Origin of the sequence: Mitsuaria sp. BK041, from assembly GCF_014193085.1 — a bacterium.
Taxonomy (GTDB): domain Bacteria; phylum Pseudomonadota; class Gammaproteobacteria; order Burkholderiales; family Burkholderiaceae_C; genus Roseateles.
Map to the genome: position 1 here is coordinate 544,639 of NZ_JACHYT010000001.1, position 12,513 is coordinate 557,151.

Genomic DNA, 12,513 nt, shown 5'->3' on the forward strand with positions numbered 1-12,513 from the left:
TCGGTGAACCCCCTCTCCCGCTTGCGGGAGAGGGAAGGGGTGAGGGCCAGCGGTGGTGGAAGGGCGGAGGACTCCTCAAGCGATCAGATCCGCGCCCGCAAGCTGAGGCGGAAGGTGCGCGGCTCCATCGGATGGACGAGCCGGCCGTCGATCCCCGCACCGCCATTGCAGCCCGCGCCTTCGGCCCGCGTGCAGGCGGCACCCCAATACTCGATGTCGTTGGCCTTCGTGTTGAAGACGTTCAGCACATCCAGCCCCACCTGCCAGCGCTCGCTGACCTGGTACCCGAGCCGCCAGTTGGCGGTGAACACCGCCTTGGACTGCTGCGTGCCGGTCTCCTCGAGCGCGTAGGCGCCCAGGTAGCGCAGCTTGACGCCGCTGGACCAGCGCCCCGCCGGCGCCCAGTTGGCCGACAGCGAGGCCGAGACCGGCACCGCATTGGGCACGCGCCGGCCGCTGCCGAATTCATTCGAGGTCGCTTCGACGAAGCGCGCCCGCGACCAGGCGAGGTCCGCGTCGATCAGCCAGTCGCGGCCGACCTGCACGTCGTTGGACCACTCCAGGCCGAGGCGCCGCGACGCGCCGCGTGCCTCGGTCACGCCCTCGTCGCCGACGAAGACCAGCTCCGACGCCAGCCGGGCCTGCCACAGCGCCAGGCTGGTGGTCCAGCCCGACGCCGGCCGGGTGCGCAGGCCCAGTTCGGTGCTTTGCGTGCGGGCCAACAGCGGCAGCGTGTCGGCCGGGCTGCCGTCGGCGGGGTTGGTCGTCATCGTCGCGCCGCGCGCGTCGTTGGAGCGGAAGGCGCGCGCCCAGTGCAGGTAGAGCTCGGTGTCCGAGGCGACCCGCGCGATCAGGCCCAGCTTCGGGCTGAACTGCGACTGGCTCGCCTTGCCGCCATTGCCGAGGTTGAACTCACCGCCGGTGGGCGTGACCGTCGCCCGCATCGTGTCCCAGCGCGCGCCGACGGTGCTGCGCAGCCAGCCGGTCCAGCGGCTGCCCCATTCGACGAAGGCACCGGCGTTGTCCTGCGTGACGCGGTCCTCGCGCACGGTGTGCGTGCGCACCCGGCCGACGGTGTCGTACAGCCCGAGCGTGCCGATCCGGTCATGGCGCCATTGCAGACCCCAGGTCAGCGTCTGGTCGGCGGGCAGCCAGGCGGCCGGCAACTGGTGCTTGAGCGATCCGCCCCAGAGCCGGCGGTGGTCCGCCTGCTCGTGCTGGTCGCCGTCCGGGCCGTTGATGAAGCCCGACGGCGCGGAGAACAGGTTGAGCGCGTAATCGATCACCCAGGCCTGCGCGGTCCACTGGCCGCCGCCCTGGTTGTAGGCGAGCGCGCCGCTCAGGCTGTGGCGGTGGGTGCGGCCGCCGTCGTCGGGCGAGAGCGTGCCGTAGCGGCCGATCTCGCCGCTGTCGATGGCGCGCTCGGGCACGTGCTCGCTGGCGCGCCAGCCGGCGCTGTAGCTCAGCAGGTCGACCTGCGCGCCGTTGCGCTCGTCGCCGCGCGTCAGCCGCAGCACCGCGTTGCGGCGGTGCAGGTCCTCGGGCTGGTCCCAGGGGCCGTCGTACCGGCTGCCCTCGACGGCGCCCAGCAGCGTCCAGCCGCCGCCCACCCGCGTGCTGCCGGCCGCCAGCGCGCGCTGGTAGCCGTAGGGGCCGGCGGTGAGCTGCGCATAGGGGCGCTCGATCTCGCCCAGGTAGCCGATGCGCGAGGCGCCGGTGGTGGCGAAGTCGCCGTCCTCGGCGGCGAACGCGCCCTTGCGGTAGCGCAGGCTCTCGACCAGCTCCGGGATCAGGAAGTTCAGGTCCATGTAGCCCTGGCCGTGCGCGTGGCTGGCCATGTTCACCGGCATGCCCAGGACGAAGGTCGCGAAGTCGCTGCCGTGGTCGAGGTTGTAGCCGCGCAGGAAGTACTGGTTGGCCTTGCCGTCGCCGCTGTGCTGGGTGACGGTCATGCCGGGCATCGCCTCCAGCAGCTCGGCCGGGCGCAGCAGCGGGCGCAGCGCCAGGCGCTCGACGCCGACCTCGCCCTCGGAGGCGCTGCCCGCTTCGCCGAGCTGCGCGCGGCTGCTGATGCGGACGGTGTCCAGCGTGCCCGATGGGTCGGCCTGCGCGGCGGCGCCCGTCGCCGTTGTTGCGATCGCGATGGCGATGGCAATGGCCACGGCGGTCGGGCGATGTGCCCGCAGTGTGTGGGAGTCGTTGGCGTTCATGCAGTCCCCTGTGGGCTCAAGTTGTTGTCGTTGTTCGTCGCCCGTCGCGCCTGCCACATCGCGCCGGCGCTCATCAGCAGCGCCATCGCGACCCACGCGAGCGCCTGCTCGAGCGAGCGCTGCGTCGCCGCACGCGGCTCGGGCTTCGGCGCGTCGGGCACGCGCTGCAGCGCGAGGCCGCGCACGGTCGGCACCGGCGGCACGGTCGCGGGCGCGCGCTCCGGCGCCTTCGCCGCGGGGCGAGGCGCGGCCGCCGGCGCGACCGGCAACGCGGGCACCGCCTGCGGCAGTTGATCCTCCGTCCAGCGCCGCACGGCCGCCAGCTCGTTGCTCAGCGGCGCGTCCTTCGTGAGCTCGCGGTACAGCGCGGCGAGCCCCTGCTTCGTCTGCGCGTCCGGCTGCCAGTAGCCCATGCGCTCGGCCTGCACCAGCCGCTCCAGCGCCTGCGCGTAGGCCTGCGGGTTCTGCTTGAGCCACGCGGGCACGCCGAGCTGGTGCTTGTCCTTCACCAGCACGTCGTAGAAGCTCTGCCAGTGGTCGGCGCGCACCGTGCCCGGCGCGATGCTCTGCCAGCCGAAGCTGTACTGCACCGCCTTGAGCACCTGCAGCGCGCCCGCCCAGCCCTCGGCCTGCTGCGCCTTCAGCCAGCCGGGATGCAGGTAGCGGCTCTGCATCTCCAGCGCGATCGCCTGCGTGGCGGTCTCGGTGTGCGCCTCGGCGGCGTCCTGCAGCTGGCTCACGTGCAGGGCCAGGCCCTTCGTGTTGCCGGCGACCCGCGCGGCCGCGGCCAGTCCGCCGAGGTACTGGAACGGATCGTCGCTGCTGACCATCGCGTAGAGGTGGCTGCTGCGCGACATCAGCGCCGCGTCGGTGTGACGCAGGTGCGCGCCCAGCGCCTGGCGCGCCTGCCCCGCGGGCACGGCAAGCGGCTCGCCGTCGACATAGGGCTGGCTCATCGTCGAGAGGAACAGCTGGCCCAGCCGCGGATCGGGTCGGCCGTCGCCGCCCTGCAGGCCGTTGTCCTGCACCGCGTCGGCGATGCCGGTGCCGTAGTCGCCGGCCGGGTTGCCGAAGACGCGGGCCTGCGCCAGCGTCCGCGCCTGCGCCGCCGGCAGCCCGGCCTGGCGCAGCTCGGCCGCGATGGCGCGGTTGTTGACGGCGATGGCGTTGTCCGCCTCGGCCTCGCCGGCCGCGGCGACCGCCTGGTCCACCAGCTTCATCAGCGCCGGGAACTGGTCGCGGTAGGAGCCGGTGATCGACAACAGCACGTCCACCCGAGGCCGGCCCAGCTCGGCGACGCTCAGCAGCCGGATCGAGGTCGGACGGCCGGTGGCGTCCCACACCGGCGTCGCGCCCAGCGCCACCAGTGCCTGCGCCTCCATCACGCCCTGATGGCGCAAGGTCTCGCCGGCCCACAGCGACAGCGCCAGCCGCGTCGGCGCCGCGCCGGCCCGGGCCTGCTCCTCGTACCAGCGCTTGAACAGCGCCTGCGCCGCCTCGAAGGCCTGGCGCGTGGGCAGCCGCGCGGGGTCGAGGCCGGTGAGGTTGCGGCCGGTCGGCAGGCTCTCCGGATTGCGCAGCAGGTCGCCGCCGTAGGCCGCGGGGATGAAGCGGCCATCGAGCGCGCGCAGCAGGCCGGGCATCTCGCCTTCGGTCGACAGCCGCGCGGCCATCTCCTGCGCCCGCAGCGCGAGCTGGTACAGCGCCGCCTGGTCGATCGGCTTGCGCGCCGCGCGGTTGGGCACGAAGCCGTCGCCGCAGGTCACCGGCAGCGCGTGCGCGGCGCTGGCGCTGCCCGCCGGTGTCGACGCCGCAGCCGACGCCGCGTGTTTCGCCTCGGCCGCCACGGCCGATGCCGCCGACGCCGCCGACGCCGCCGCCGGCGTGCCGACGGCCACGCAGGCGGAGGGTCGCAGGTCGAGCTGGCTGGCCGCCTGCGCGTCCTTCAGCGCGACATCGAGCCAGCGGGCCGGCCGCGCCTGCGCGACGCCCTCGTGGTTGATCAGGAAGGCCTCGTCGATGTCCTCGCCCAGCGCCTCGATCAAGGGCACGCGCAGCAGCTGCAGGATCGAGCCGCGGCGCTGGTCCTCGTCGGGGACCACGCCGAAGACCGCCAGCCCCTTGGGCTGCGAGCTCTGCGCCAGGCGGTCCAGGTAGGGATGCAGCAGCTCCAGGAAACCGCTGAAGTCGGCCGCGATCCGCTCGGCGCTCCAGCCCAGGTCGCGGTGCAGGTTGTGCTCGACGAACTGCTGCAGCATGCGGCGCTCCAGCCCCTGGCGCGTCGGGCCGGGATCGACCGTCTCCCACTCGTGCATCAGCTCATGCATGTGGGCCATGCCCGCGTTGAAGCCCGCCGGCGCGAAGCTCGGCGTGCGGTGGCTCACCATCAGCGCGCGGCCGCGGCGCTTGGCGGTGAGCGCCTCGCCGAGGTTGTCGACGATGTAGGGATAGATCACCGGCGTGTCGCCCAGCGGCAGCCAGACCGGGTCCCACACGTCGGGACCGCGCAGCTTGCCCGGCGCCCACTCCTGCGTGCCGTGCGTGCCGAAATGGAGGATCGCGTCGGCCTGCCGCGCCCACAGGTAGGTGGCGAGGTAGTGATGCGACAGCGGCGTGCGGCTGCGATGCATGAAAGGATCCTGGCCGTTGCGCAGGGTCTCCTCGCGCGGCGGCTGCGGCAGCACGGTCAGCGCGCCGAGCTTCAGGCGCGGGATGACGAAGACCGGCTCGCCGCGCTGCCGCACGACATAGCGGCTGCTCGCGGGCGGGCCCCACTTCGCGACGATGGGCTCGCGCACCGCGGCGGGCAGCGCGTCGAACCAGGCGGTGTAGCGCGCGAGCGGCAAGGCCTCGGCCTGGTCGGCGTCGAGCAGGGCCTGCAGGTCGGTGCCGGGGTAGTAGGCCGAGAGCAGCGGCTTGAGGCCGGCGATCCAGTCCGCCTCCGCCTTCGGCGTGACGGCGTAGCCGGCGTCCTTCAGCCCCTCGCTGACGCGCGCGAGGCTGCGCGGCACGTTGAGGAAGGAGGCGCCGAAGTTGCTGCCGCCGGGCGGATAGTTGTAGACGAAGGCCACCAGCCGCTTGTCGGCGTTGGCCCGGGTCTGCAGCGCGATCCAGCGCGCCGCCTTGCCGGCGACGCTGGCGGCCTGGCGGTCGATGAGTTCGGGCTCGCCCCGTTTCGGATGGGCGACGACGACGACCGGATCGATCAGGCCCGCCGCCTCCGGCTGCGCGAAGTAGAACGGAATGTCGGCTTGCGAGAGGCCGGTCTCGCTGCCTTCCCAGGCCGCGGCCTGGTCCTGCCGGTAGGGCTGCGTCTGCAGCACCGGCACGCCCCAGCGCTCGAAGGTGGGCTGCAGGCTGGCGCCCTGCGGCAGCAGGCTGTGGTTGACGATCACGCGGGCCTGGACCTGGCCGTCGCGCTCCAGCAGGGCCGACAGCGGCTGGTCGCTGAGCTGGCCGCTGAAGGCGGCGTAGGCGAGCAGGCCGCGCTCGCGGAACATCGCGAGCCAGCGGTCCAGCCAGGCGGTGTTGCCTTGGACGAAGTGGTAGCGGTGCAGCAGCAGCGCCACGGCCTCGCCGCGCAGGCCCTGCTGCGCGGCCCAGGCGCGGAACTCGGCGGCGTCGGCGAAGAGCCGCGGCGCGCCGGGGTAGTGGATGCCGCGCTGCGGGATCAACTGCGGTGGGCCGAGGTCGGGTGCGGGCGCGCCCGCGAGCTGCGCCCGCGCGAGCGCGAAGGCGATGCGCGTGTTGGTCGGTCCGCCGGCCTGCAGGTAGGCGCGCAGGCTGCGGTCGCTAGGGGTGGGCTCGCCGGCGGGGATCCACAGCACCTGCGCGTCCGGCTTGCCGACGCGCCGGATTGCGGCGTCGACGATCGGGCGCAGCCGCGCCTCGGCGGTCGCATGCGGGATGTCGACCCAGACCAGCGCGGCCTCGCGCAGCGCGCGGTCGAGCGCGGGATCCTGCTCGATGGGCGCGCCGCGCAGCGGGTATTCGATCTGCCGGACTGCGAAGCCGGCGGCCTTTCCCTCGCGCTCGAGCAGCGCGTGCTTGGCCGCGGGCGTGATGTCGACGCTGAGGAAGAGCACCGGAGTGCCGGCGGCCGCGCCTCCGGCGCCCGCCGACGCGCATGACGCCGCCGCGCAGAAGCTCAGGGCCGCGGCCGCGAGGCAGCGGGCCAGCAGGGCGCGGACGCTCATGGCTGAGGCGTTCCGGCCGTCGTCGGCGCGGGGGCCGCCGCGGCGCCGCGACCGCCGCCCGCAGCAGGGCCCGTGGGACCGGCCGGCGTGGCCGCGGGCGAGCCGCCCGGCGTTCCGGCCGCGCCAGCCTCACCGGCTTCGGGCACGTAGATGATGGAGCCGTCCTTCATCTTGTAGGCGACGCCGGCGCGCTCCCCCTGGCCTTCGGCGCTGCCGCCGTTGCCGCGGTACTTGATCTCCTGCCCGTCCTTGCGCACGACGATCTCCATGCCCGGTTGACCGGGGTTGCGGATCACCGTTTCGTTCGCATGCGATTGCTGCTGCAGCGCGACCGCCGTCAGCAGCGCGACGACCAGCACCAGGAACACGTCCACCAGGTTCACCGCGGACAGCATCGGGTCGTCGTCCTCCTCGGCGAGGATGGACAGGCGGCGGCCGGTGCTCATGCCCAGCCCTGTTCGGTCTTGATCGCCAGCAGCTCGGCCAGCAGCCAGCGGCGGCGGATCGAGTAGACGACCAGCGCGATCGCCGCCGCGGCCAGCGCGAGCACGACGCCCGAGAAGGCCGAGCTGAACACCGCCAGCGCCTGCTGGCCCTGGCCGGCCGCGACGCTCTGCAGCGCCGGGCCCAGCGGGACCATGGTCGCGATCAGGCCCAGCAGCGGGGCGACGCGGCCCAGCAGGCGCGGCGCCTCCAGGCGACGCACGACCTGCAGCTCCAGCGTCTCGAGCGAGCTGCCGGCCGGCACCTGCAGCAGCCGGTAGCCGGGACGGCGCCGCTGCACGGCTTCCATCAGCGTGGCGCCGGCGCTCCACAGCGCATAGACGAAGCCCAGGGCGACGAGGATGAGCACCGGCCACAGCAGGGCCTGCGCGATGTGGGCGAATCCGGATTCGAGCAGCATGGGGAACTCAGTTCGTGGCAGTGGAATGGGGGTGGGCGGGGGCCGCATCGGCGGTGGGAGCGGTCGCGGTGACGGCAGCGGTTGCGATGGCAGCGTGGGCGTCAGCGGTGGCGGCGGTCGCGGTGGCGCCGCCGAAGAACGCGGCGACCGCGGCCGGGTTCGAGGGGAAGTAGTGATGCACGTAGCTCGCGCGCAGCGAGCCCGCGATGTAGAGCGCCTCGGCCGCGCGACCCGCGTTGGGATTGCGCGCGGTGGCCACCGGCGACCACGGCGTCGCCATCGTCGAGTAATGGAAGGTGTGGCCCCGCAACTCGCCCTCCGGCCAGTCGAGCGACTGCAAGCCGAGCGCAGCCAGCCGCTTCTGCATCGAGGCACGGCCCGGCATCAGGCCCGCCATCGGATGGGCCGCGCCGTCGGCATCGGCCAGCTCATCCAGCAGCACCAGCATCCCGCCGCACTCGGCGAGCAGCGGCTTGCCCGCCGCCAGGTGCGCGGCCAGGTCGCTGAAGAAGCCCGCATGCGCACGCAGCGCCGCGGCGTGCAGCTCGGGGTAACCGCCCGGCAGCCACACGGCCTCGCACGCGGGCAAGGGCTCGCCGGCGATCGGGCTGAACGTCAGGACCTCCGCGCCAAGCGCGCGAAGGAGGTCGAGATTGGCGGGGTAGATGAAGGAGAAACACGCGTCGCTCGCCACGGCGATGCGTCGGCCGGTGAGCGGCAGTCCGGCCTGCACGGGATCGAGCGACGGACAGGCAACCGGGGGCCCCTTTTCTCCATCTCCTACCTTTGCTTGCCTACCGGCAAGCAAATTCCTCCCTTGAGTTCCGAAAAGGGGCCCCCGGTCGCCCGTCCCACCACCATCGAGGACTTCGCCGGTCAGCGCTGCAGGCGCGTGGGGCGGTGCTGCTTCTGGCAGGGATGTCGATGTGCGGGTGGCATTCGCGGGGGCGGCCAGGGCGGTGCCTGCGTCCCAGGCATCGGCCCAGGCGTCCAGCTGCGCGTCGATGTCGGGGAGCTCCAGCGCCTGCACCAGGCCCAGGTGGCGCTCGGGGAGCGAGAGCGAGGCGTCGCGCTTGAGCGCGGCAATCAGCGGCAGGTCGGCAGGCAGGGACTCGCCGACCATGCGCGCATGCGCGTCGCTGCCCACCCGGTTGGCGATCACGCCCACGACCTGGATGTCGTCGCGGAAGCGCGCCAGGCCCGTGGCCAGCGCGCCGAAGGTCTGCGCCATCGCGGAGGCATCCATCACCGCGATCACCGGCAGGCCGAAGGCCGCCGCCAGGTCGGCGCTGCTGGGCTTGCCGTCGAACAGGCCCATCACGCCCTCGACCAGCACCAGATCCGACTCGCGCGACGCCTGCGCCAGCAACTCGCGGCAGTGCGATTCGCCGCCCATGAAGAGGTCGAGCTGGTAGACGGTGTGGCCGCTGGCGCGGGCGAGCACCATCGGGTCCAGGTAGTCCGGGCCGGTCTTGAAGACGCGCACGCGCAGGCCGCGCCGGCGCGCCGAGCGCGCAATGGCCGCAGTGACGCTGGTCTTGCCCTGGCCAGAAGCCGGCGCGCTGATCAGGAAGGCGGGGCAGTCGGTCATCGCGGCATCGGCTCCGTCGTTGTCGCGTCGTTCATGCATTGAGCGCCACCCATCGGCCTTGCACCTGCAGGATCAGCAGGCGGTGGTGGAAGACGCGCTGCAACGCGTCGTGCGTGGTGGGGTCGTGGGGCGGGCCCTGGTGGACGATGCGGCCGCCATCCATGACGACCAGCGTGTCCGCCTGCAGCGCGACATTGAGTTCATGCAGCACGCTGACCACCGCGCCGCCCGCCGCGACGCGGCCGCGCACGATGCGCGCCCAGTCGCTCTGGTGCGGCGGATCCAGGTGGGCCAGCGGCTCGTCCATCAGCAGCACGCCGGAATGCACCGCCAGCGCCCGCGCCAGCAGCACCCGCTGGCGCTCGCCGCCGGAGAGGCTGCCCAGCGCGCGGTCCCGCCAGTCCCAGCTCTGCGTCTGGCGCATCGCATGCTCGACCGCGGCATGGTCGGCCGCGCTCGCCGGCGCCAGCCAGGGCTGGTGGGGCAGGCGGCCGAGCATCGCGATGTCGTAGGCGGTCAGGTCCTCGGACGCGGCCTCGTTCTGGCCCAGCCACGCGACCTGGCGCGCACGCGCCTTCGCCGGCCAGGCCTGCCACGGCTTGCCGTCCAGCGTCAGCGTGCCGTCGAAGGGCAGCAGGCCCGCGATCGCGCGCAGCAGCGTGGACTTGCCGGCGCCGTTCGGGCCGACGATGGCCGTCCACGCGCGCGGCGCGGGCGCCAGCGACAGCGGGTGCAGCACCTGCCGGTGGCCCAGCGACAGCGCGCGGAGCTCGATGCGCAGCGCGGGCACGTGTCCGAGCGTCACGGCGTCGGCCGCCTGGGCTGCGTGGTCGCTTGCGCCAGCATCCATGGCGACGGCGGCGGACGCGACATCGGCCGCAGTCGCGGACGTGCCGGCGTTCCCGGTTACGAAGGATGCGCCAGAGCTTGCGAGCACGCCGCCAGCGCCTGGCCGGCTGCCGTCGTCGAATCGGGCGGCGCTCATTGGCTGCCTCCCGCGCCGCCGAAATGCGCCTTGCGTCTGTGCATCAGCCACAGCAGGTAGCTGCCGCCCAGCAGCGCGGTGATGATGCCCACCGGCAGTTCCTGCGGCGCGATGACCCAGCGGGCGGCGATGTCGGACGCCAGCAGCAGCGCGCCGCCGGTCAGCGCGGACAGCAGCAGCAGCGCGCCATGCGTCGTCGGTCCCCAGCTGCGCACCAGGTGCGGCGCGACCAGGCCGACGAAGGCGATCAGCCCGCACTGCGCGACCGCCGCGCCCGTGGCCAGCGAGAGCGTCGCGATCAGCAGCAGTCGGATGAGCGTGAGGCGCTGGCCCAGCGAGCGGGCGGTGTCCTCGCCCAGCGTCAGCGCGTCCAACGTGCGGCTGCAGCCGAGCGCCGTCAGCAGGCACAGGCCCAGGGCGACGGCCATGACCTGCACCGCGCTCCAGCCGACATAACCGGTGCTGCCCAGCATGAAGGCCTGCATCGCGCGCAGGATGTCGGGGTTCATCAGCGTCAGCAGCGCGGCGCCTGAGCCCAGCACCACGCCTACGACGACGCCGGCCAGCAGCAGCCGCAGGCTCTGCGTGACGCCGCGCGCCAGCACCAGCGTGAGCAGCACCGCGCCGATGGCGCCGACGAAGGCCGCGCCGGTCATGCCGACGCGCAGCGCCAGCGCCGCCGCCGCCGGCGAGATGCCCATGACGAAGAGCAGCGCGGCCACGCCCAGCGACGCGCCGGCCGAGCAGCCGAGCAGGTAGGGATCGGCCAGCGGGTTGCGGAACAGGCCCTGCGCGACCGCGCCGGCCAGCGCCAGCAGCGCGCCCGCCAGCCAGGCGCCGAGGGAGCGCGGCGCGCGGATGTCCCAGAGGATCAGCCGCATCGTGTCGCCGGCCTCGGTCCAGGGACTCCAGCCCAGGCTGCCGATCGCCAGGCCCAGCGCGAGCAGCACCGCGCCCAGCACGAGCAGCGCGACGAACTGCGCGGCGGTCCTGGCGGACGCGGCCGATGCGGCCGATGCAGCCGACGGAGCGGACTTGGCGCGCATCAGCGCATGCCTCCGGGCGGGGCGTTGAAGGGCGTGGTCGGCCAAGCCACCGGCCCCTGCGCCGCCTCGCGCAGGCAGCGCGCCATCAGCGCCGCGGCTTCCGACATGCGCGGGCCGGGGCGCACCAGCACGTCGGACTCGGCCGGCACCCAGACGCAGATGCGCTGCTGCTTGACGGCGCGGATCGCGGACCAGCCCGGCCGCTGCGGCAGGCCCGCGGCGTTGCGCTGGCCGACCATGATCACCTGCGGGTCGGCGCGGACGATGAACTCGGGATTGAGCTTGGGGAAGGGCCCGAGCTCGGCCGGGATGATGTTCTTCGCGCCGAGCCGGGCCAGGATCTCGCCCATGAAGGAGGCGGTGCCGGCGCCATAGGGCCCGGCGTCGACCTCGTAATAGACGCTCAGCCCGCGCGCGGCCGGCGGCAGCGTGGCGGCGCTCTGCGCGATGTGGCCGTCGACCCGGTTCCACAGGCGGCGCGCGTCGTCCTCCTTGCCGAGCAGCCGGCCCATCTTGCCCAGCACCCGCTGGACGTCGTTCATGCTCTTGGGTTCCAGCGCCAGGACACGCAGGCCCAAGCCCTCCAGGCGATCGATGACGCGCGCCGAGACGCCGGCCACGACGACGTCGGGCTTGAGCGCGACCAGGGCCTCGATGCTGGTGTCGTCCAGGCCGCCGAGCCGGGGCAGCTTCTGCACGCTGGCGGGGAAGTTGGAGAAGCGGTCGACGCCGACGACCTTGGCGCAATCGCCCAGTTCGCAGATGGTCTCGGTCAGCGAAGGCAGCAGGCTGACAATGCGCCGCGGCACGTCCGGCAAGGTCACCGTGTGACCGCGGTCGTCCTGGATCGTGATCGGCGCGGCGACCGCCGAGGTCGCGGTCAGCACCAGCGTGGCCAGCGACAACGCGGCGCGGCTCAGGGGTCCCATCGACTTCATCGCTTGTTCTCCTCGTTGTCCGTGGCGTCGACGCGCTCGCGGGCGGCGGCCTCGTTGTCGTCCTGGTCCTCGTCGAGCGGCTCGACCGGACGCGTCCACGGTTGGCCGGCCACCATCAGCGTCAGCTCGCCGCACTGCCGCGCGACCTGCTGGTTGAGCCGGCCGAGTTCGTCCACATAGGCGCGCACCTCGCGGCCCATCGGCATCACGCCCCATCCGACCTCGTTGGACACGAAGATCACCGGCGAGGCCAGCGTCGGCAGCAGGCGCCGCAGTCCGGAGCACTCGGCGCGCCAGTCGTCCAGGCGCGGCGCGCCCACCATCGGCATCAGCCAGTTGGTGAGCCACAGCGTCAGGCAGTCGACGACCAGCAGCCGCTGGGGCGATGCCGCCGCCCGCAGCGCCTCGCACAGTTGCAGCGGCGCCTCGACGGTGTCGAAGCCGGCCGGCCGGTCGGCGCGGTGGCGGGCGATGCGCTCGCGCATCTCGTCGTCATGGGCCTCGGCGGTCGCGACCACCGTGACCCGATGGCCCGGCGTGCGCGCCCAGCGCAGCGCGAGGCGCTCCGCATGGCGCGACTTGCCGCTGCGCTGGCCGCCGACGATCAGGTGATGAGCAGGCATCCGGGACTCCGGGGGCGAAG

General features: G+C 73.5%; 9 protein-coding genes. All 9 read right to left on the reverse strand.

Annotated elements, in window-relative coordinates:
- Nucleotides 1-83: 83 nt before the first annotated feature.
- The gene (locus FHT38_RS02430) at nt 84-2,210 is read right to left on the reverse strand and encodes a TonB-dependent receptor (protein WP_183489530.1); all 2,127 of its coding nucleotides are present in this window, start codon (nt 2,208-2,210) and stop codon (nt 84-86) included.
- On the reverse strand, nt 2,207-6,406 hold the full coding sequence (cobN, locus tag FHT38_RS02435) for a cobaltochelatase subunit CobN (RefSeq protein WP_183489533.1): 4,200 nt from the start codon (nt 6,404-6,406) through the stop codon (nt 2,207-2,209). Before cobN ends, FHT38_RS02430 begins: the two co-directional genes overlap by 4 nt.
- Nucleotides 6,403-6,852, reverse strand: a complete 450-nt coding sequence (locus FHT38_RS02440) for a DUF2149 domain-containing protein (RefSeq protein ID WP_091721308.1) — start codon at nt 6,850-6,852, stop codon at nt 6,403-6,405. Before FHT38_RS02440 ends, cobN begins: the two co-directional genes overlap by 4 nt.
- Entirely contained in the window at nt 6,849-7,310 is a 462-nt protein-coding gene (locus tag FHT38_RS02445; RefSeq protein ID WP_091721312.1) for a hypothetical protein, read from the reverse strand. The genes FHT38_RS02440 and FHT38_RS02445 overlap by 4 nt, the downstream gene beginning before the upstream one ends.
- 7 nt (nt 7,311-7,317) lie before the next feature.
- Nucleotides 7,318-8,901, reverse strand: coding sequence for a cobyrinate a,c-diamide synthase (locus FHT38_RS02450; protein WP_183492370.1), 1,584 nt, complete (start codon nt 8,899-8,901; stop codon nt 7,318-7,320).
- Between the two features lie 31 nt (nt 8,902-8,932).
- Nucleotides 8,933-9,751: an ABC transporter ATP-binding protein gene (locus FHT38_RS02455; RefSeq protein ID WP_183489536.1), complete on the reverse strand. Its 819-nt coding sequence runs from the start codon at nt 9,749-9,751 to the stop codon at nt 8,933-8,935.
- Between the two features lie 131 nt (nt 9,752-9,882).
- The gene (locus tag FHT38_RS02460; protein WP_183489539.1) at nt 9,883-10,932 is read right to left on the reverse strand and encodes an iron ABC transporter permease; all 1,050 of its coding nucleotides are present in this window, start codon (nt 10,930-10,932) and stop codon (nt 9,883-9,885) included.
- The gene (locus FHT38_RS02465) at nt 10,932-11,870 is read right to left on the reverse strand and encodes an ABC transporter substrate-binding protein (RefSeq protein WP_310732142.1); all 939 of its coding nucleotides are present in this window, start codon (nt 11,868-11,870) and stop codon (nt 10,932-10,934) included. Before FHT38_RS02465 ends, FHT38_RS02460 begins: the two co-directional genes overlap by 1 nt.
- Nucleotides 11,867-12,493 carry a bifunctional adenosylcobinamide kinase/adenosylcobinamide-phosphate guanylyltransferase gene (gene cobU / locus FHT38_RS02470; RefSeq protein WP_183489542.1) on the reverse strand — a complete coding sequence of 209 codons (627 nt, stop codon included), beginning with the start codon at nt 12,491-12,493 and terminating at the stop codon, nt 11,867-11,869. Before cobU ends, FHT38_RS02465 begins: the two co-directional genes overlap by 4 nt.
- Between the last annotated feature and the right edge of the window lie 20 nt (nt 12,494-12,513).